Origin of the sequence: Acinetobacter sp. SCLZS86, assembly GCF_021560715.1 — a bacterium.
Lineage (GTDB): Bacteria > Pseudomonadota > Gammaproteobacteria > Pseudomonadales > Moraxellaceae > Acinetobacter > Acinetobacter towneri_A.
In genome coordinates, this window is the sequence record NZ_CP090864.1 from 1,019,689 (window position 1) to 1,040,073 (window position 20,385).

Annotated in this window: 16 protein-coding genes and 1 pseudogene; 11 read left to right on the forward strand and 6 right to left on the reverse strand. The window is 42.9% G+C overall.

Features of this window, described 5'->3' with window-relative positions; all coding sequences use genetic code 11:
• Positions 1–7 precede the first annotated feature (7 nt).
• Positions 8–1,186: a S1C family serine protease gene (locus LZP46_RS04780; protein WP_236094829.1), complete on the forward strand. Its 1,179-nt coding sequence runs from the start codon at positions 8–10 to the stop codon at positions 1,184–1,186.
• 350 nt (positions 1,187–1,536) lie between these two features.
• Here LZP46_RS04780 and LZP46_RS04785 read toward each other — a convergent pair whose 3' ends face one another.
• The 3 genes from LZP46_RS04785 to LZP46_RS04795 all read right to left on the reverse strand — a co-directional run bounded on the left by LZP46_RS04785 (position 1,537) and on the right by LZP46_RS04795 (position 5,541).
• The gene (locus LZP46_RS04785; protein ID WP_236094830.1) at positions 1,537–2,523 is read right to left on the reverse strand and encodes a Tim44 domain-containing protein; all 987 of its coding nucleotides are present in this window, start codon (positions 2,521–2,523) and stop codon (positions 1,537–1,539) included.
• A gap of 114 nt (positions 2,524–2,637) precedes the next feature.
• Positions 2,638–4,029, reverse strand: coding sequence for a DNA repair protein RadA (gene radA / locus LZP46_RS04790; protein ID WP_104853204.1), 1,392 nt, complete (start codon positions 4,027–4,029; stop codon positions 2,638–2,640).
• Positions 4,030–4,185: 156 nt separating this feature from the next.
• On the reverse strand, positions 4,186–5,541 hold the full coding sequence (locus tag LZP46_RS04795) for an alanine/glycine:cation symporter family protein (RefSeq protein WP_236094831.1): 1,356 nt from the start codon (positions 5,539–5,541) through the stop codon (positions 4,186–4,188).
• 359 nt (positions 5,542–5,900) lie between these two features.
• Between LZP46_RS04795 and lptM the strand changes: the two genes are divergently transcribed.
• From lptM to LZP46_RS04845, 10 genes are all read left to right on the forward strand, one after another.
• Positions 5,901–6,140 carry an LPS translocon maturation chaperone LptM gene (gene lptM / locus LZP46_RS04800; protein WP_004971884.1) on the forward strand — a complete coding sequence of 80 codons (240 nt, stop codon included), beginning with the start codon at positions 5,901–5,903 and terminating at the stop codon, positions 6,138–6,140.
• Between the two features lie 25 nt (positions 6,141–6,165).
• Complete coding sequence (gene lysA / locus LZP46_RS04805; RefSeq protein WP_236094832.1) at positions 6,166–7,410, forward strand: diaminopimelate decarboxylase; 1,245 nt, start codon at positions 6,166–6,168, stop codon at positions 7,408–7,410.
• A 12-nt stretch (positions 7,411–7,422) separates the two neighbouring features.
• The gene (gene dapF, locus LZP46_RS04810; protein WP_236094833.1) at positions 7,423–8,268 is read left to right on the forward strand and encodes a diaminopimelate epimerase; all 846 of its coding nucleotides are present in this window, start codon (positions 7,423–7,425) and stop codon (positions 8,266–8,268) included.
• A gap of 131 nt (positions 8,269–8,399) precedes the next feature.
• Positions 8,400–9,038: an alpha/beta fold hydrolase gene (locus LZP46_RS04815; RefSeq protein WP_236094834.1), complete on the forward strand. Its 639-nt coding sequence runs from the start codon at positions 8,400–8,402 to the stop codon at positions 9,036–9,038.
• Positions 9,038–9,952: a site-specific tyrosine recombinase/integron integrase gene (xerA, locus tag LZP46_RS04820; protein WP_236094835.1), complete on the forward strand. Its 915-nt coding sequence runs from the start codon at positions 9,038–9,040 to the stop codon at positions 9,950–9,952. The genes LZP46_RS04815 and xerA overlap by 1 nt, the downstream gene beginning before the upstream one ends.
• A gap of 552 nt (positions 9,953–10,504) precedes the next feature.
• Positions 10,505–10,876, forward strand: coding sequence for a hypothetical protein (locus LZP46_RS04825; RefSeq protein ID WP_236094836.1), 372 nt, complete (start codon positions 10,505–10,507; stop codon positions 10,874–10,876).
• 546 nt (positions 10,877–11,422) lie between these two features.
• Positions 11,423–12,172: an electron transfer flavoprotein subunit beta/FixA family protein gene (locus LZP46_RS04830; protein ID WP_004971869.1), complete on the forward strand. Its 750-nt coding sequence runs from the start codon at positions 11,423–11,425 to the stop codon at positions 12,170–12,172.
• Positions 12,173–12,190: 18 nt separating this feature from the next.
• Complete coding sequence (locus LZP46_RS04835) at positions 12,191–13,123, forward strand: electron transfer flavoprotein subunit alpha/FixB family protein (RefSeq protein WP_004971866.1); 933 nt, start codon at positions 12,191–12,193, stop codon at positions 13,121–13,123.
• Between the two features lie 403 nt (positions 13,124–13,526).
• Positions 13,527–16,502 (forward strand): DNA gyrase subunit A, encoded by a 2,976-nt coding sequence (gene gyrA, locus LZP46_RS04840; RefSeq protein WP_236094837.1) that lies wholly within the window; start codon positions 13,527–13,529, stop codon positions 16,500–16,502.
• Between the two features lie 68 nt (positions 16,503–16,570).
• The gene (locus LZP46_RS04845) at positions 16,571–16,996 is read left to right on the forward strand and encodes a DUF3887 domain-containing protein (protein WP_179994643.1); all 426 of its coding nucleotides are present in this window, start codon (positions 16,571–16,573) and stop codon (positions 16,994–16,996) included.
• A 27-nt stretch (positions 16,997–17,023) separates the two neighbouring features.
• Here LZP46_RS04845 and LZP46_RS04850 read toward each other — a convergent pair.
• The 3 genes and pseudogenes from LZP46_RS04850 to LZP46_RS04860 all read right to left on the reverse strand — a co-directional run bounded on the left by LZP46_RS04850 (position 17,024) and on the right by LZP46_RS04860 (position 20,381).
• Positions 17,024–18,124 (reverse strand): annotated as a pseudogene (locus LZP46_RS04850) (ABC transporter permease).
• Positions 18,121–19,251: an ABC transporter permease gene (locus LZP46_RS04855; protein ID WP_131261184.1), complete on the reverse strand. Its 1,131-nt coding sequence runs from the start codon at positions 19,249–19,251 to the stop codon at positions 18,121–18,123. The pseudogene LZP46_RS04850 and the gene LZP46_RS04855 overlap by 4 nt, the downstream one beginning before the upstream one ends.
• Positions 19,251–20,381 (reverse strand): HlyD family secretion protein, encoded by a 1,131-nt coding sequence (locus LZP46_RS04860; RefSeq protein ID WP_005252470.1) that lies wholly within the window; start codon positions 20,379–20,381, stop codon positions 19,251–19,253. Before LZP46_RS04860 ends, LZP46_RS04855 begins: the two co-directional genes overlap by 1 nt.
• Positions 20,382–20,385 lie beyond the last annotated feature (4 nt).

Below are 20,385 nucleotides of genomic sequence, written 5' to 3' on the forward strand. Positions count from 1 at the left end.
ATAAAACGTGCGCCGGACCTTTACCTGGTTACCTTGGGTGTTACTCATTCTAGTCATTATTGGCTTTGTGACTTGGCAACAACTGCAAAAACCGAAAGCGCCTGTAGCTGCCGATGGGGTCAAAATGCCTGCCGAAAAAGTTGAACCATTAATTGATACAACACGGACAGGTGGGGTGGTGTCGTATAGTGCTGCGGTTAAAGTGGCAGCGCCTGCGGTGGTGAATATTTTTACCACACAAAAAGTTAAACAATTGGATCATCCATTGTTAAATGATCCTGCGTTTCGTGAATTTTTTGGTAACCAGTTGCCAGATCAATTTAAGCAAGGCCCAAATGAAAATAGTTTGGGTTCTGGGGTAATTGTTCGTCCAGATGGTTATATTTTAACAAATAATCACGTGATTGCGCAGGCTGAACAAATTGTGGTGGCTTTGCATGATGGTCGCCGTGCGATTGCAAAAGTCGTTGGAACTGACCCAGACACAGACTTGGCGGTAATTAAAATTGACCTAGAAAAACTGCCTGTATTGCCATTTAAACTCAGTGGCAATGAAGTGGGCGATGTCGTGCTTGCGATTGGTAACCCATTTGGTGTGGGACAAACCGTGACGCAAGGTATTATTTCTGCGACAGGACGTTCTGACTTGGGCATTAATACCTATGAAGATTTCATTCAAACCGATGCAGCAATTAACCCAGGTAACTCAGGCGGTGCATTGATTGATGTGGCAGGAAATTTGATTGGGGTAAATACCGCAATTTTCTCGCAATCGGGTGGTTCATTGGGCATTGGCTTTGCAATTCCTGCACAAGTCTGTCAGCAGGTTTTAAACTCGATTTTAAAAGATGGACGTGTGGTTCGTGGCTGGTTAGGCATTAGTTTATTGCCTGTGCAACAAGACAATATTTTAGAACCTACACAAGGCGGTGTAGTGGTGGCCGATGTACTACCCGGCGGCCCTGCAGCAGAGGCTGGTTTAAAACGTGGCGATAAAATTTTAAAAGTGAATAATGAAGCGATTACTTCAACCTCGCATTTAATTAATTATGTTGCTGCACAAGCACCGCATACGACGGTGACTGTTTCAGTGGAACGTGGTGAAGAAGCCTTAGATTTGCAAGTCGTAGTTGGTGAGCGCAAAGTTCAAAATACTGATAAGCAATTTATCCCATTGCCTGAATAATAGATTTAACAGTAACAATTTAGCCCTGCCCGTTTGCAGGGCTTTTTTGTTGGTTAAGTCAATGAAGATCGACTGTAAATAATCAAAGTGATACGGATAAGGTGAATTGATTTATCTCTGGGTAGATACAAAGAGAAGGTGGGCTAAATAAACTGTATTGATGAATGAGGATACTTTTTGATAGATCTAATCAATCGAGGGTTTGCTTTTGTGTGGCAAGTGTGGATGAATTCGGTGTTGATGTCTTAGAAGAGTTAAACGTGCTGTTTATACATGATGGGTCTCAACTTAAATAAAGAAAGGCATAAAAAACAGCAACCGAAGTCACTGTTTTTCTAGATCCATTGAAATTATTGCTCTTGTTGAATGCCTGCTACCAACCAGTCTTGATTAGAACCTGCAGGTTTTACAAAGTGCCAAATTTCTGTAAATGGTTGCGGTAGGCTGTTCAGGTCTTCGCTGACTGTACCAGTAAAACGTACACTTACGACATATTGACCATTTTCAGTTGCAGAATCGACCACCATGGCATTCAAGTTAGAAAACTCAGCCACATCTTGGTCTTGGTTCGCCATAATGTCTTGATACATCGACTGATATAGATCAGGACTTAAATAACGCTGAATTTCTGCGATATTACTGGCGGTGTTCATAGACTGAATATGGTTAAAACGCTGACGTGCTACACGTAAAAAGCTTGCAGGCTCTGAGCCATCAGGCAATTGATTGCCACTGTTGGTATAAGCTGCACCAAATGGCGCGTTATTATTGGTAGTTTGACCAAAAGGCGCTTGAGTAGAAGCTGCAGAACCCCCAACAGATTGACCAAAAATATTGGTATTGTCATTACGTGGTGCAGCAGCAGGTGGTGTTTGCGCAAACGGTGCCTGATTGGCACCGCTATTTGGCGCATACGGATTAGGCGTTAGTTTTTTTTTTGCGCCCATCTTACGGAAAATGAAGAAGGCAACGGCAGCAGCAAGTAAAATCCAAATCCAACTTGGAATACCACCTTTTTCCTCTTGCGCTTCGGCAGCACTTGCAGCTTGATCATCAGCCAAGGCATTGGCAGCAACCGCACCAATTGCCGCACCTGCAACACCTGCAGCAACCATACCACCTACGCCTGGACCAGATTTTTGCTGTGCTGGTGCAGTTGTTGGTTGTTGTGCTGGTGTTGTTTGACGAGGTTGTTGGTAAGACTGAGTTGGAGCAGCCGAACGACTCATGCCATGGCTTTTACCACCACCTGCACGTTTTGCTTCTGCTGCTAACGGCGCTACCAATAAAGTCGCTGTGAGCATTGCTGCGATCAAACCACGCTGTCGAACTTCCATCAAATTTTCCTATATTAAAATAAAGTTAAGCTGTGTATTTATGCAGGCATTTGCTGCGAATTTCAATATAAATATGATATTTTTCTTGAAACACAAAAAATATTATCCAAGGATTTAGCCTAAGTTTTCACTTAAATTCATAGCTTCAGTTAAGGCTTCATGCAAACGCGCCACCGCAATAATTTGCACACCTGCAATGGCTTTTTGTGGAGCATTGCCACGCGGCACAATAATGTATTTAAATCCGTGTTTAATCGCTTCTTTTAAGCGTTCTTGACCATTCGGCACTGGGCGAATTTCACCCGATAAACCGACCTCACCAAATACGGCCAATTGTTGTGGTAGCGCTTTGCCACGCAAGCTAGAGGCACAGGCAAGCAATACAGCAAGGTCTGAACCTGTTTCGGTAATTTTTAAACCACCGACCACATTTACATACACATCTTGCCCTGACGTTTGTACGCCACCATGCCGATGCATCACCGCCAATAGCATATTCAGACGGTTTTGTTCCAGACCTAAAGCCACACGTCTAGGCTGACCATGTGCATCATCCACCAAAGCTTGTACTTCAACTAAAAGTGGTCGCGTTCCTTCGCGGCTAATCATGACAATAGAACCTGGAATTGCCTCATCATAACGGCTCAAAAATATCGCCGATGGATTGGCAACCTCGCGTAAGCCTTTATCGGTCATGCCAAAAACGCCCAGTTCATTCACTGCACCGAAACGGTTTTTGACTGCTCGAATCATACGGTAGCGTGAGTCTGACTGTCCTTCAAAATACAAGACGCAATCGACCATGTGTTCAAGGACGCGCGGCCCAGCCAAAGCCCCTTCTTTGGTCACATGACCGACAATAAACAGCGCAGTGCCACTATTTTTTGCAAAACGGGTCAGCAAGGCAGCTGATTCACGAATTTGTGAAACACCACCTGGAGCAGACTGCAATGTTTCGGTATATAAAGTTTGAATCGAGTCCAAAATGGCTACCGCAGGGCGTTCATGCGCCAAAACTTCACAAATCCGTTCGACACAGGTTTCTGCCATGACTTTCAGTTGATCGGTGGGTAAGTCTAAGCGTTGAGCGCGTAACGCCACTTGAGAAAGAGATTCTTCACCTGTGATATATAAAGCGGTGTTATTGGCAGCCGCCATGTGTGTCGCAGTTTGTAGCAAAATGGTCGATTTTCCGATACCAGGATCACCACCAATCAGTACTACAGAGCCCGTAACCAAACCGCCACCCAAAACACGGTCAAATTCCCCAATGCCTGTTGTTAAACGGGTTTCATGCGATACAGACACTTTATTGAGGGTGGTAATGGCGGCCGCTTGTCCTGCATAGCCACCGCCCATTTTAGGTTGGGCGCGATGCGTCACCGCAGGGGCAATACTGACCTCATGAAGTGAGTTCCATTCCCCACATTCTGAACATTGACCTGCCCATTTAGGATGATCTGCACCACATTGTTCACAACGATAGACACTTTTTACTTTTGCCATAACCCAGTCATTGCATCAATTAAAAACTGACTACAGCATACAGAGGAATGTTCGCGAAATGAATGTTATCTAGATTTTTCATGGAAAATCATACAACCACGTGGGTGATTGTATGATTTATGATTTGAAGGGAATAATTCAATGAATTGGGCTTATCTAATACAACTCGCCAGATTTGCGTTTCGCAATAAAGTCTTTGGATTCTTTGGCAATCACACCAGACAGTAACAACAAGGCAATTAAGTTTGGTACAGCCATTAAACCATTAAAGGTATCGGCAAATAACCAGACTAAATCTAGGGTGGCGATGGTGCCAATGAACACTGAAGCAATATAAATTAAGCGGTAAATCAACACGTATTTTTCGCCGAATAAATAAGTACAGCATTTTTCACCATAATAGCTCCAACCGAGAATGGTGGAATAGGCGAAGAAGATGATCCCGAAAGTGACGACCCAACCACCAAAGCCTGGCAATAACTGGTCAAAAACCTGTGTGGTGAGTACAGCACCTGTTGCACCACCAAAGCTATTACCTGCCATAATGAAGCCCATTACCAAAACAATCCCCGTGATGCTACAGACAATAATGGTATCGATAAAGGTACCTGTCATAGACACCAAACCTTGACGCGCAGGGTGGTCGGTTTTGGCGGCCGCCGCAGCAATAGGGGCAGAACCCATCCCTGCTTCGTTAGAGAATACGCCACGTGCCACCCCGTAACGAATTACTGCACCAATTGCACCTCCAGCAACCGCTTCGCCAGTAAAGGCATCACGGAAAATTAGCTCAAACGCAGGCACGACAAGGTGCAAATTATTCAGGATGATAATTAAACCGCCTGTAACATATAGAATGGCCATAATTGGAACAATCACCGAAGATGCTTTGGAAATTGAGCTAATTCCGCCCAAAATCACCAATGCAGAAAATACGGTAATTACCACGCCTGTAATCCAAGTTTCTAAACCTAAGCTATTTTCAACCGCTAAAGCTACGGTGTTGGATTGTACTGAGCTGCCAATCCCAAACGAGGCGACTGTACCAAAAAAAGCAAAGATAATCGCGAGCCATTTCCATTTTAGTCCGCGTTCAATGTAGTACATTGGGCCGCCTGACATTTGCCCTTTTTCGTTTTTAATACGGTATTTAACCGCCAAAACACCTTCACCATATTTGGTGGCCATACCAAACAGAGCAGTCATCCACATCCAAAATACGGCGCCCGGACCACCGAGTACGCAAGCCGTTGCAACACCTGCAATATTTCCCGTACCAATCGTGGCAGAGAGTGCAGTCATGAGTGATGCGAAATGTGAAATATCACCCGGTTCTTTTTGCGCTTTGTCGTGTTTGCAAAAGACTTGTTTAAAAGCCAGTGGCAACATGCGGAATTGCCAGAACAATAAGCGGAAGGTGAGGAAGACACCTGTGCCTACAATGAGCACCAACATGTATGGGCCCCAGACCCAACCGCTTAGGGTTTCCATCATCGATTGTAAATTTTGCATAAATTTCTTCTTATAAACGCAGTGTATAAATGCTTAGTTTGTGACTGTAGTTGAACAGTTGTAAAAATTAAGCAAGTGATATGCCAGTCTTTAAAACTTCCTGTTAAAAGAACTTGGTTTTAAGCACGTTATATTTTTTGCATAGTTTTTAGATTTTGACAATTGATGCCTTGAAATAAAATTGACTTTATCTGTGTCAGAAGTCGCAATTTTTCAGACCTGATAAGGTCAATCTATGCCAGCAGAATAGTAAGTAAGCTAGAATTTTTACTAAGCTCAATATAATCTCTCTGCATTAGCACTTTGGTCGCGGCAGTGATCGCGTTATACTTCATCGAAAATATTTTATAGGTGGTCAGATGCGTACCGTCATTTGCTGCATGAGTGTTTTGCTTACAACAGTGGTTTTGGTCGGTTGTGGTCAGTCAGGTACATTACAGTTACCCAATGACCCAAATTACGACAAACGCGCAAAATATTTGTTATATCCAGATGCTGCGCCTAAACGTGCAACGCAATCGGCAACATCGTCAGACACAGCCGTACCTGTGCAACAGCAGTTTGCTGCACCTGCTGCATCTACATCGACTACACCTTAACGCTTTCTAGATAAAGGATACCTCCATGAGTTTCACCCGTATTCAAGGGGTATTGCATGCAGAGCAATGTTCGCTACAACAACTCGCACAGCAATTTGGCACACCGCTATATGTTTATTCAAAAGCGACTTTTGAAAAGCATTATTTAGATATGGATCGTGCTTTTCACTTTATCGATCATCAAATTTGTTTTGCGGTAAAGTCAAACTCTAATCTTGCGGTATTGAATGTATTGGCTAAGTTGGGTGCAGGTTTTGATATTGTGACAGGCGGTGAATTGGCGCGTGTTCTCAAAGCAGGCGGTGATGCCTCGAAAATAGTCTTTTCAGGTTTAGGTAAAACTGAAGCCGATATTCAAACAGCTTTGGAAGTTGGGATTGCCTGCTTTAACGTAGAATCACATGCAGAATTAGACCGTATCCAAAAAGTTGCGGCAAGCATGAATGTCAAAGCACCAATTTCATTACGGGTTAATCCAGATGTTGATGCCAAAACCCATCCTTATATTTCGACAGGTTTGAAAGAAAATAAATTCGGTATTCCGTCAGATTCGGTGTACAGCACATATGAATATGCTGCATCTTTACCGAACTTAGATATCGTCGGCATCGACTGTCACATCGGTTCACAATTGACCGAAACACAACCGTTTGTAGATGCTTTAGATCGCGTGATTGTGATGATTGATACCTTAAAAGAAATGGGTATTCAGCTCAAACACATTGATATTGGCGGTGGTTTAGGGGTGACTTATAAAGACGAAACCCCACCAACGGTTGAAGAATATGCCAATGCTTTACGTCCCGCTTTAGAAAAGTTAGGTCTTAAAGTGTATATGGAACCGGGGCGTAGTATCTCTGCAAATGCAGGTGTGCTGCTAACGAAAGTTGATTTACTCAAACCGACCAATCATCGTAACTTCGCGATTATTGACGCTGCCATGAATGACTTAATCCGTCCTGCGTTATATGAAGCATGGATGGACATTCAGCCCGTAACCCCGCGTACGGATGTTGAAACGCTAGAGTGGGATGTGGTTGGTGCAATTTGTGAAACAGGCGACTTCTTGGGTAAAGAACGTCAGCTTGCGATCAAAGAAAATGATGTTTTGGCTGTGATGGGTGCGGGTGCATACGGTTTTGTGATGAGCTCTAACTACAACAGCCGTGGCCGTGCAGCCGAAGTCATGGTCGATGCAAATCAAGCACATTTAATTCGTGAACGTGAAAGCATTGAATCGTTGTGGGAAAGAGAGCGTTTATTGCCATAAGGGGAATTCGAGATGTTATTAGAATTTACCAAAATGCATGGTCTGGGCAACGATTTCATAGTGGTTGATCTCATCAGCCAACGTGCTTATTTGGATGCATTGACCATTCAGCGCCTTGCAGACCGTCACTTTGGGGTTGGCTTTGACCAACTCCTGATCGTGGAACCGCCCGATTTGCCAAATGTTGATTTTAAATATCGCATTTTCAATGCCGATGGTTCTGAAGTGGAGCAGTGCGGCAATGGTGTGCGTTGTTTTGCGCGTTTTGTGCATGAACGTCAGCTTACGACTAAAACCAAAATCAAGGTGCAAACTAAGGCAGGCATTGTAGAGCCTGAGCTGGGGCAAAACGGTTGGGTGCGAGTGAATATGGGGTATCCAAAATTCTTGCCGCATGAGATTCCATTCATTGCCGATCAGCCTGATAATTTATATGACATCGCGCTGAAAAATGGTGCTGCATTGACCATTGATGTGGTGAATATGGGCAATCCGCATGCTGTGACCATTGTGCCTGATGTATTGACTGCCGATGTTGCAGGAATTGGCCCACAAGTCGAATCACATGAGCGTTTCCCGCAGCGTGTCAATGCAGGTTTTATGCAAATCATTGATGAAAAACATGCGCGTTTGCGTGTGTTTGAACGTGGCGTGGGTGAAACCTTGGCTTGTGGTACAGGTGCATGTGCTGCAGCCGTTTCGGGTATGCGTCGTGGCTTATTGTCTAATTCAGTTGAAATTGAACTGGCAGGTGGTAAGTTGCAAATCGAATGGCGTGAAGGTGATGTGGTGTGGATGACAGGGCCAACTGCTAACGTCTATCACGGTCGTTTGGATTTAAATTATTTTCAGGGTTGAAGCTTCGTTCTAACATAAACAGCCCTTATCTTACTTAAAAGCACGATTCAAAACGAATGGTGCTTTTTTGTATCTTGCGGCACGGATCAGGTATGCTGTACCGAACGTCATTCTAAAAACTTCTACTCATTATGCCGCAACTGATTTTTTTACCTGGCGCTTCAGGCAATACCGCATTTTTTCATCCTCTAATCGAAAAGATTGAAAAATTGCCGTGGCAGCTTGCTGTAAAAATTGTGGCTTATCCTGAGTTTAATCATCAACCTGCACATTCACAGGTACATGATTTTGCAAGTTTGCAGGCTTATGTGTTGGCGAATATCCCAGATGATTGCATTATCATTGCACAGTCGATGGGCGGTATTTTTGCAGTTGCTGCCGCGTTGCAATATCCAGAAAAAGTGAAAGGATTGGTATTGGCTGCAACATCTGGTGGCATGGATTTAAGCAGTTTTCAGGCGCAAGATTGGCGACAAGACTATAAAGCAAGTGATTTAAATTATCCTGACTGGTTTGTTGAGGCAAAAGTCGATTACACAGCAGACTTCGCTAAAATCCACATGCCTATTTTGTTGTTATGGGGCGATCAAGACCCGATAAGTCCACTGGCTGTAGGTGAGTTTTTGCAGCAACAATTTCCACACGCTGTATTAAGAGTTGTGCATGGTGGTGATCATTTGTTTTTAGAAACACATGCAGATCAGGCAGCTGAATACATTGCTGCTTATTTATCTCAGTTTGCCTCAGTTCAGCAATCGGAGTGTGACTAATGTACGATTCGCAGCAATTAATAAAGATGTGGCTCAAAGAGCGCGAAATACAACAGCAGTCACCACATACATTAAAAGCCTACGCACGTGATTTAAATGATTTTTTTAGCTTTTGTGAGCAACAACAACTTGCCTTATATGATGTAGAAGCTGCAGATTTGCGCCATTATTTAGCGCAAAAAGTAGAACAGCAGCAATTAAATAGCAGCAGTTTGCAGCGCATGTTGTCAGCGATTCGTCAGTTTATGAAATGGGCTGAGTATGGACAATATTTACAATTTAATCCAATTGATAATTTTCAGCTAAAACGTCAGCCAAGACCTTTGCCAGGTTTGATTGATATTGAAACGATTCATCAAATTTTGGATCAGCCAGAACCTGAAACTGAAGTACAACAACAAATGTGGCGACGCGATAAAGCGATTTTAGAATTGTTATATTCGAGTGGTTTGCGCCTAGCAGAAGTACAAAGTTTGCGTATCCGCGATTTAGATTTTAACCGTCAATTGCTGCGCATAACAGGTAAAGGCAATAAAACCCGCATTGTGCCTTTTGGTCGTAAAGCCAAAGATGCAGTGATGCAATGGTTACAGATTTATCCTCTGTGGCAGGGCGATTTTGTACCTGATGCAGCATTGTTTATTACCCAAAAAGGCGAACCTTTAAAAGCACGCCAAATAGAAAATCGGGTGAAGTTTCAGGCACAGCGTGCGGGCGTGAATGTCGATTTACATCCGCACTTATTGCGACATTGTTTTGCCAGTCACATGCTGTCGAATAGTGGGGATATACGTGCAGTCCAAGAAATGCTTGGGCATAGCAATTTAAGCACCACGCAAATTTATACACATGTCGATTTTGATCAGTTAGCACGAGTTTATGATCAGGCACATCCACGTGCGAGTAAAAAGTAAAGCTTTACCTTAAAGTAGGCATTATTTTTGCTAGTTAAAATCTAGGGTCTGTTGACATTTCATAAATGGCTTGCGCTGTAGGCTAAAACTGAGCAGATTAGGCATGAAACGCAGGGAATAGCGAGACTATTGTCAAGTTTCATAACGCAATCTGAGATAGTTTTAGCCACAGCCTTTCAGGGCGAGCATATTTTTTGCTGCTATTGCGTTATGTGCCAGTCATTTAGAATGACTAAATTTCCTGTCCCATGCCTTATAACAGCTAAAAAATATGCGTCGCCGCAAACATAGACGAAGTGTCATCAGACCCTATAAGTTTCATACTGCAAATATTTTTCTCACAGTCAGTTGCAAAGTCTTAGTGCTGTACTCAATATTTTAAGTAAAAGCGCTTTCACCTAGATGTCATTGCAACTATTGTAGAATAATAAAAAAGTGAGTTATGAAGTATAAAAGAAGCAGAAAGAGTGGGTCACATGAATAATAGACATGGATGACATTATTTTTTGTTCCACTGTATAACACTTTGGATATCAAATGATAGGCAAAACCATGATTTCAAATCTTCAAGAAAAGTATGAACAATTGAGTCCAAGCCAAAAAGAAATTTTTTCAGGTTATGGCTTGCGTCAAGTGAAACATTTTGTCGAAATAAGTTTGCCGATGATTGAGCAAGAATTACCTGCCGATTGTGTAGTGCGGGGCATTAATGCCGAAGGTAAAATGCAAGCGATTCATCCACAAACACAACAAAGCTATGTGTGGATTTCAGATCAACAGTGGCAAGCAGGCCCAAATGTAAGCAGTAAAATAGATGTAAAACAAGATTTTATTGCAGTCTGGAAAATTTTTAATTTACAGGCGTATGAATTGATTGATCTGAGTCATATCCACCGTGACTTCTTGGAAACTCAGCAAGTTTAAGCTGAGTTTTTTTATCTCCCTTATCAGGAAGCTGGCGTGGTGAAAGCGCATAAATATCCATCAAAATAAAATAGATTGTTTAATTCATACCCATTCAATTGCTAAATACAGTTTTGTGAACCAGCAGTCACAGTTTAAAAGCGCATTTATATCTGAAAAAATACTGTAAAAAATAAAGTTTTCTATCTTAAATGACAGTCAGGTTATAGGGTTTTATGTAAGGAACTTTGCTTAAATTGTAGGCGGAACTCAATTTGAATTGCATTTCAATCAATTTTGTTGATGAGGGGAATAAATAAAAAACATAATATAAATCAAAGTTTAAAATTGCTTATATAATCGTCGCTTGGTTTGTTTATTTTTAGAAATAAAAAAGTATGAACGCATCGTTCAGTTAATTTTCGGCATTTTTAGCCTTGTTTAGACAATTCTGACTTGACCGAAATGCCGATCACATAGCAAGATAGGACACCTAAAAAATTTAAAGCGAAGAGTTATTATTAACTTTTCTCAATATTTACTTTTGCTAAAACAGCCGAGGATTACATGAAGGCTCTTGTTGCTGTAAAACGTGTGGTAGATGCCAACGTTAAAGTTCGCGTTAAGCCGGATAATAGTGGAGTTGACCTGACTAACGTTAAGATGTCAATTAACCCATTCTGTGAAATCGCAGTGGAAGAGGCGGTTCGTTTAAAAGAAAAAGGAACTGTTTCAGAAATCGTGGTGGTATCCATTGGTCCTAAAGAAGCGCAGGAACAAATCCGTTCTGCAATGGCGCTTGGTGCAGACCGTGGTATTTTGGTTGAAACAGCCGATGAGATTGGTGCACTTGAAGTGGCTAAAATCTTAAAAGGTGTTGTTGAACAAGAACAACCACAACTTATTTTATTGGGTAAACAAGCCATTGATGACGACTCTAACCAAGTTGGTCAAATGCTCGGCGCTTTACTGGGTGCAGGTCAGGGTACTTTTGCTTCAGAAGTAAAAGTAGATGGCGACAAAGTTCAGGTAACACGTGAAATTGACGGTGGTTTACAAACTGTTGAGCTTGCACTTCCTGCAATCATTACCACTGACTTACGTTTGAATGAGCCACGTTATGCGGCACTTCCAAACATCATGAAAGCACGTAAAAAACCGCTAGACACCAAATCTCCTGCAGATTATGGCGTTGCAACAGGTTCTAAGCTGAAAACTGTAAAAGTTGAAGCACCTGCCGAGCGTAAAGCGGGCGTACAAGTGAAATCTGTAGACGAACTTGTAGATAAATTGAAAAACGAAGCGAAAGTGATCTAATACAGAAGGATAAAAATCATGAGTATTTTAGTTATCGCTGAGCACGACAATAAAGCACTAAATGGTGCAACATTAAACGTTGTTGCTGCAGCTCAAAAAATCGGTGGTGATATCACTGTATTGGTTGCGGGTTCTGGTGCACAAGCAGTTGCAGACCAAGCAGCCAAAGTTGCAGGCGTAAGCAAAGTATTACTTGCTGACGATGCGGCTTATGCAAACCAATTGGCTGAAAACGTAGCAAAACTTGTTGCAGAATTAGGCAAAGGTTATAGCCATATCCTTGCTGCTTCTACAACAACAGGTAAAAACATTTTACCGCGTGCGGCTGCACTTCTTGATGTTAGCATGATCACAGACATCGTCGCTGTAGATTCTGCAAAGACATTCAAACGTCCAATTTATGCAGGTAACGCGATTGCAACTGTAGAATCTTCAGAAGCGATTGTGGTAGGTACTGTACGTGGTACAGCATTTGACCCAGTGGCTGCAGAAGGTGGTTCGGCTGCGGTTGAAGCTGCGACTGTGACAGGTGATGCTGGTATTTCTAAATTTGTTTCTGAAGAAATTGTGAAATCAGAGCGTCCAGAATTAACTGCAGCTCGTATTGTAGTTTCTGGTGGTCGTGGTGTAGGTTCTGGTGAGAACTATCACAAAGTACTTGATCCATTAGCAGACAAACTTGGTGCAGCACAAGGTGCTTCACGTGCAGCAGTAGATGCAGGCTTCGTACCAAACGACATGCAAGTAGGTCAAACAGGTAAAATCGTTGCACCTGATTTGTACATCGCTGTAGGTATCTCTGGTGCGATTCAGCACTTGGCAGGTATGAAAGATTCTAAAGTGATCGTTGCGATCAACAAAGACGAAGAAGCGCCAATCAACGCAGTAGCTGACTACTGGTTAGTGGGTGACTTGAACACTGTTGTTCCAGAGTTAGTATCTAAAATCTAATTACTGAACACAGTCAAAAACGCCTCTATGTGAATAGCATAGGGGCGTTTTTTATTGTCTTTTTTTAATTAAGATGCAGTGATTGGTTTTAAGTACATTATGTGAACTTAGCGTATATGTGGGTACATATCGAGCAAGTATATGTTGAAGATATTTTGACGTGACTCTTAAAAATATGAAGCACTTTTGTTTCTTGAGTGTGAATATTTTTTGTCTAAAAAATCACCGTTAAATTTAAGTAAATTAACAAGATTAAGATCATCTCTAAAGCACAAAAACACAGGCGTATATGCTATAATTTTTCGCTAGTTTTTATTTTTAGCCTGCATTTCAGGCTAATCATTTGCAAGTTTTACGACATATAAAATGCAAGCAAAATTTGTTTGCAGAATAAGGAGTATGCATGAGCGTATCGGAAATTAGACCGATTGCCATTGAGGATGAACTCAAGCACTCGTATTTAGACTATGCGATGAGCGTGATTGTGTCACGTGCGCTGCCAGATGTACGAGATGGTCTAAAACCTGTGCATCGTCGTGTGCTATTCGCAATGCACGAATTGGGCAATGACTACAACAAAGCTTACAAAAAGTCTGCCCGTGTAGTCGGTGACGTCATCGGTAAATATCACCCTCACGGTGATTATGCAGTTTACGAAACAATTGTTCGTATGGCGCAAGATTTCAGTTTGCGTTATCAATTGGTCGATGGTCAGGGTAACTTCGGTTCGATTGATGGCGATAGTGCCGCAGCCATGCGTTATACCGAAGTCCGTATGCGCAAACTTACTCATGAACTGTTGGCCGATTTAGAAAAGGACACTGTCGATTGGGAAGATAACTACGACGGCTCTGAGCGTATTCCTCAAGTGATGCCTACTCGTATTCCAAACCTATTGGTCAATGGTGCTGCAGGTATTGCTGTAGGTATGGCGACCAATATGGCACCGCACAACATGACTGAAGTGGTGCATGCATGTTTGGCTTATGCAGACAACCCAAATATTTCAATTGAAGGGTTGATGGAACATATCACAGGTCCAGACTTCCCTACAGGCGGTATTATTTACGGTAAATCAGGCATTGTTGATGCTTACCGTACAGGTAAAGGCCGTTTGCATATTCGTGGTAAGTACCATTTTGAAGAAGATCAAAAATCTGGTCGTACCACCATCGTCTTTACTGAAATCCCTTATCAGGTCAACAAAGCCAAAACCATTGAGCGTATTGCTGAACTGGTGAAAGAGAAGAAACTCGAAGGTATTTCAGAATTACGTGATGAGTCTGATAAAGAAGGGATGCGTATTGCAATTGATCTGAAGCGTGGTGAAAACGCTGAAGTGATTGTGAATAACCTGTTCTTAAATACGCAGTTAGAAAACTCATTCAGCATCAACATGGTCTGCCTAGACAATGGTCAGCCAAAATTGATGAACCTGAAAGATATTATTGCGGCATTTATTCGTCACCGCCAAGAAGTAGTGACCCGCCGTACCATGTTCGAGTTGCGTAAAGCACGTGAACGTGGGCACATTTTAGAAGGCTTAACCGTCGCGTTGGCCAATATTGATGCCATCATCGAAACCATTAAATCTTCTGCCAACCCAGCCGAAGCGCGTGAGCGTTTACAGGTAGGCGAATGGGCAGCAGGCGGTGTAGTCGCATTATTAGAAAAAGCTGGTTCAGTTTCTGTACGTCCAGACGAAATTGAAGGTGAAGATCCTAACCGCCCATTTGGTTTAGATGGTCAGGTTTATCGTTTATCGCCTGCGCAAGTGACCGCAATTTTAGAATTACGTTTGCATCGTTTAACAGGTCTAGAACAAGACAAGTTACATGCGGAATATTCTGAAATTTTGGCACAAATTGCTGAATTAACTGCAATTCTGAATGACTTTAATTTGTTGATGGGCGTGATTCGTGAAGAGTTGGCGCAAGTTTTACAACAATATGGCGATGCACGTCGTACTGAAATTGTAGAATCGCGTATTGATTTCTCGCGTGAAGATTTAATTCCAGAAGAACAAGTGGTACTGACTGTTTCACAAACAGGTTATGCAAAAACTCAACCATTGTCAGATTACGCAGCACAGCGTCGTGGTGGTCGTGGTAAATCTGCAACGTCGATGAAAGAAGATGATTATGTGCAGCATTTAATTGTGACGTCCAACCACGCAACGGTGCTGTGCTTTACCGATGTGGGTAAAGTGTACCGTCTGAAAGTGTTTGAAGTCCCGCAAGCATCGCGTGGTGCTAAAGGTCGTCCAATGGTGAACTTATTGCCGTTAGATGCCAATGAAACCATCACTGCGATTTTACCGGTCATTGATGCACCGAAGAAATTTACCGAGCGGTTAGCGGACTTCCGTAGCTATGTGAAAGCCAATGCGGCACATCTGCAAACCAACGCTATCATTGCTGCACATTATGCAGAATTAGAAGCAGCATTTGCTGAATTAGCAGATGGTGATGATTTATCTGACGCATTACGTGTGCAATTGAAACAATTGGGTGTAGAGCTTTCTGCAACCGATTTAGATGATGAGATTATTGCGGAATTTGCATCACAAGCAGAATCCTTGCGTAAAAACTTCTATGTATTTATGGCAACGGCATCAGGTACAGTGAAACGTGTTGAATTGGAACAATTCAGTAACGTGCGTTCGAATGGTTTACGTGCCATTGAATTGAATGAAGAAGACACTTTAATTGGTGTTGCAATTACCGATGGCGAACAGCAAATTATGTTGTTCTCTAATGAAGGTAAAGCCATTCGTTTTGCTGAAACTGATGTGCGGTCAATGGGTCGTGCGGCCAAAGGTGTACGTGGTATGCGCGTCAGCTTTGGTTCTGCGCAAGTTGAAGATGTCGAAGATGCAGAAGTAGATAGCGATGATGAAGATAATTCAGATTCAGCACTCATCAGTCGTATTGTATCGCTAGTTGTAGTACCAGAAACAGGCGAAGTTTTGTGTGCTTCGGCGAATGGTTATGGTAAGCGTACACCTGTAGATGACTTCCCAACCAAAAAACGTGGCGGTAAAGGCGTGATTGCCATTAAGACCTCTGAACGTAATGGTGAATTGGTCGGTGCAGTTGCGATTGATGAAAGTAAAGAGCTGATGCTGATTTCTGATGGCGGTACATTAGTGCGTACTCGCGCTTCTGAAGTGGCACAAACAGGTCGTAATGCACAAGGTGTGCGTTTAATCCGCTTAGGTGAAAACGAAACATTGGTGGGTGTAGAGGCGATTGAAGCTGTGGAAGAAGACGAGTTTGTTGAAGCGATTGAAGGTGCAGAATCTTTAGTGGCTGAAACGGATGCAGTTGCTGAAACTGAGCAAGTGGAAAAAGACGGTGAAAATTCAGTAGAAGAATAAGTTTTTTACTGATAAAAAGGGCGCTTCGGCGTCCTTTTTTATAAACGTTGACTGCATAAGGGTAAGCGATGAAAACCAAATTAATGTTGTTGGCAGCAGCGGTTGCATTGAGTGGCTGTAATTCAATGGACAATATTCCAGATCCGAGTCCTGAACAGGAAAAGGCGGCACAGCTAGCCTATGAGGAGTTGCGTGATGGGAAGTATGACGAGTTTTTGGATCAGTTAGAGCCGCAGTTGCAAACCCAGTTTAAGGACAATGAAAAGCTGATGAAACGCTTTTCACGTTCAATTCCTCAAGGTGAATACAAGTCTAAGACTTTAATGACCAAAGAGATTGAAGAAGCAACCGATCAGCTTGGGCAATATAAGGTCAGCTATGAAATTGCCTATCCAGAAAATCTGGTTCAGTATGATGTTAGTTTTGACAAGCCGAATGGTAGCAACAAGATTCATAATTTCAATATTCAAGTCTTTGGCGAATCGGGTAAATAAGTGGAATAGGAGCATTGCTATAATGCTCTATCTGCTTTGATGACCAGAAATTAAACGTCGATAAGCCAAAAAAAAGCACAAGCTACCGATCATTCCAAGATAGAGCAATTTAGGCAAGATCAGTGTTGTAGGCACACCCATCTGATTGAGTTGAATAAACATCTGCACAATTTGGGTAGAGGGCAGGATTTCGCCAACGACTTGCATCCAGGTGGGCATGGCAGCATGCGGCTAGGCCGCACCAGATAAAAAGAACAGTGGAATAGAAGTGAATACAATGACATGCCCCGCACGTTCCGGCAGATCCAGAAAACTAGCAAATAAGCAGGTCATGCCAATTATCGTGTAGATAAAAACCGCAACAGCCAGCAGCATCCCGAGCAGGTTGCCACCGCGCGGATAATCAAATAGCCAGAAGCTAAAGCCGAATAAATAGAAACATCCCAGACAACCAATGGTGAAGACCGCTAAACACATCCCAATCAATGCATTTGTGTTTAATTCTATTTTTCTTTCCCGATATACCAAAATCAGCATACTCAAACCCAAAAGAATGGTTTGGTGGATAATTAAAGGTGCAACCGCAGGAAAGACATAGCTGCCATAGCCGGACAGCGGATTAAATAAAGGAATTTGATGCACAGAAAGGGCAGGTGAAAAATCCGAGACCTTGCCAAAGCGTTCAGTATAATCTGCCAAAGTTTGCTCAACTGATGTGGCTAAGCCCAGACCAATTTGTTTGGTTACTAAAAAGTTGGCTGTACTTAAATACAGGCCAATGCCACCTGTTTCACCATGCCTTAAGCTTTGCGATAAATTGTCTGGCAGAAGTAAAATACCATCGGCTTTTTGTGATTCCACCCATTGTTTGGCCTCGGAAAAATTGCCGGTAATCGCCTCAATCTCCACATTGGGGCTTTGTGCCACTTGACCAATAATACGGGTGCTTAAGTTACTTTGTTCTTCATCGACAATAATAATCGGTAAGGCTTCAGCCTGCTGTGCCTGATAAGCGGTTGGATAAAAAAAGCTGTAAAACAAGACGGATAGAATAAGCGTGGTAAAGATCGTGCCGTGACTGACAATATCCTTAAAGCTTTGCAGATAGTAAAACCAGAGGGATTTCATTGGACTGCTCCTTTAACTATTTTTTTAAGAAACAGATAAGCCAGCAGAGCGTAAACTAGGGCATAGATCAGCAGCATGAATCCAGCTTGCAGTGAAATATGCAATGGACTACCAATCACCCATTGTTCAGTTTGTAATTTGGCATAGGGCGTAAACGGAATAATATTGGACCAGAGCTGGGTGAATAGGGGCGCATTATTTAAAGGTAAAGTCACACCGGCAAAACTTAAAGATGAACCACCATAGACCGCAATGATGCCAAAAGATTTACTTAAATCTTTGGTTGCCAGAACCACTGCACTGCTTAAAAATGCATAAGCGCTATATAGCAGAAATTGTGCCGATAGAATCAGAGCGAGCGAGCCGGCAACAAACCAGCCGCGAATTTCAATCAGCCAGAACATCCAGATCCAGGTCCATAGACTAAAAATAGCCACATAGATCAGGTTCTTAGACAGCAATGCCATCCAGATGGATGAGTTGCTAATCCAGCTTGTTAAGGTCTGCCGCTTCAGTTCCTGACCGACGGAAAATGCCACACAACAACACAGCAGTAAATGCAGAATTGCCGGAATGACATAGGGTTCCAGATAGAATTCATAATTCAGCTGCGGATTATACAGCGGAGATATTTTAATATGCGGTGACGGTGCTTCGAGAGAGGGGAGTCGGTTGCCCAGATATTGCTGTCCGCTAAATTCAGCGAGTGCTTGTAGGGTACTGACCAGCATGGCTGAGGAAATGGTATTTCCAATACTGAAATAACTCTGGTTAAAAGCAATACTGATGTCAGCATCCTGGGCACGAACCAGACGTTGCTCGGCACCGCTTGGAATATGGATATAACCCCAAATTTTATTTTGATTTAACAGGCGCTCAATTTCAGCTGTTTGTTCCGACACCGTAGCAATTTTAAGAGTATGATTCAGCGCCACATGTTGATAAATGCTTTGACTCAGCGCACTCTGGTCTTGATCAATAATCGCAATCGGTAAATGATCCGATTTCCCTTGAGCAAACATGCTGCTGAATAAAATAATCACCAGTGCAGGTGCCAGCGTGACCAGACACAGATCCCATTTTTCGCTGAGCAGATAGCGCAGTTCGCGCCATATACCCGTCCACATTATCGGGTCTCTTTCAGTTTAAATAACACGCTCATCCCGACTTTCAGTTCAGAAATCGCTGGTGTGGGTACAAGATGCAGCTTAAAACTGCGCACATCATAACCGCCGGTTTGACGTGTGGTCTTAATGGTGGCAAATTCACCTTCAGCACTGATCTGTCTAATTTGAAAAGTGGCGGTTTTATCTAGGGCGGGAATATAACCTTCAATACTGCTCATTTTCTGAAATGGGGCATATTGGTCTTCACGAATATTCAGGCTCACCCACATTTGATCTTCAATCAGGCTGACCACAGGGACTGCGGTGGCTACCAGCTCCGAGACTTTGCCATAGGTTTTAGACACCGTTCCGTTTACAGGTGCTACTAATTGGGTTTCTGCTTCTAAAGCATTGGCTTCATCCAGCGCAGCCTGGGCAATATCTACTTGTGCATCGGCAGAACTCTTTTGCTGCGAGGTGCTGCCACGTTTGGCACGTGCGTATTGCTGATACGCTGCTTCTGTCATTTGCGCCGCTGATTGACTGGCTGCATACAATTCATCACGGCGCTGGCGTGAAATCACACCTTCCTTCAATAAATTTGCACCACGCTCATAAGAAACTTTGGCTAAATTTTGCTGTGCTTTCAGCGATTGCCAGTTGGCATACAGACTGGCGATATTTTCTTCCTGCGAGCCACGTTCAGCAGTCGATTGTAAGGCCAGCGCAGATTGTAAAGCCGCTGCGGCTTGCTGTTTTTTGGCCTGAATTTCCGGGCTGTTTAAGCGCACCAGTACATCGCCTTTTTTGACCCGCTGACCTTCTTCTACATAGATTTCTTCAATACGGCTTGGCACTTTGGTCGCCACCTGAACTGTTTCAGCTTCTACACGACCCTGCAATTCAAGCGGAGCCGGTTGGTAGCTTTTCCACAATCCAAAAGCGATGACTGCCAGCAGAACTGGAATCAGGGCGAGCAATAAATATTTTTTCTTTTTAGCGATTTCAGGAGCTTGTTGTTGCTCGGTCGAAGTCGTCGCGTTGTTTTCTATTTCAGTTTTTGTTTCTACCTGTTGCGCAGGCGATTTTTCTGTATCGCTGGATGAAGCCACTTCATTCACAGGATCATTAGGTTTTTGATCTTCGTTCATGTTC

Coding starts and splice junctions, on each gene's coding strand:
- LZP46_RS04785 (WP_236094830.1), bottom strand. CDS start 2,523: ATGGAAGTTCGACAGCGTGGTTTGATCGCAGCAATGCTCACAGCGACT.
- radA (WP_104853204.1), bottom strand. CDS start 4,029: ATGGCAAAAGTAAAAAGTGTCTATCGTTGTGAACAATGTGGTGCAGAT.
- LZP46_RS04795 (WP_236094831.1), bottom strand. CDS start 5,541: ATGCAAAATTTACAATCGATGATGGAAACCCTAAGCGGTTGGGTCTGG.
- lptM (WP_004971884.1), top strand. CDS start 5,901: ATGCGTACCGTCATTTGCTGCATGAGTGTTTTGCTTACAACAGTGGTT.
- lysA (WP_236094832.1), top strand. CDS start 6,166: ATGAGTTTCACCCGTATTCAAGGGGTATTGCATGCAGAGCAATGTTCG.
- dapF (WP_236094833.1), top strand. CDS start 7,423: ATGTTATTAGAATTTACCAAAATGCATGGTCTGGGCAACGATTTCATA.
- LZP46_RS04815 (WP_236094834.1), top strand. CDS start 8,400: ATGCCGCAACTGATTTTTTTACCTGGCGCTTCAGGCAATACCGCATTT.
- xerA (WP_236094835.1), top strand. CDS start 9,038: ATGTACGATTCGCAGCAATTAATAAAGATGTGGCTCAAAGAGCGCGAA.
- LZP46_RS04825 (WP_236094836.1), top strand. CDS start 10,505: ATGATTTCAAATCTTCAAGAAAAGTATGAACAATTGAGTCCAAGCCAA.
- LZP46_RS04830 (WP_004971869.1), top strand. CDS start 11,423: ATGAAGGCTCTTGTTGCTGTAAAACGTGTGGTAGATGCCAACGTTAAA.
- LZP46_RS04835 (WP_004971866.1), top strand. CDS start 12,191: ATGAGTATTTTAGTTATCGCTGAGCACGACAATAAAGCACTAAATGGT.
- gyrA (WP_236094837.1), top strand. CDS start 13,527: ATGAGCGTATCGGAAATTAGACCGATTGCCATTGAGGATGAACTCAAG.
- LZP46_RS04845 (WP_179994643.1), top strand. CDS start 16,571: ATGAAAACCAAATTAATGTTGTTGGCAGCAGCGGTTGCATTGAGTGGC.
- LZP46_RS04855 (WP_131261184.1), bottom strand. CDS start 19,251: ATGTGGACGGGTATATGGCGCGAACTGCGCTATCTGCTCAGCGAAAAA.
- LZP46_RS04860 (WP_005252470.1), bottom strand. CDS start 20,381: ATGAACGAAGATCAAAAACCTAATGATCCTGTGAATGAAGTGGCTTCA.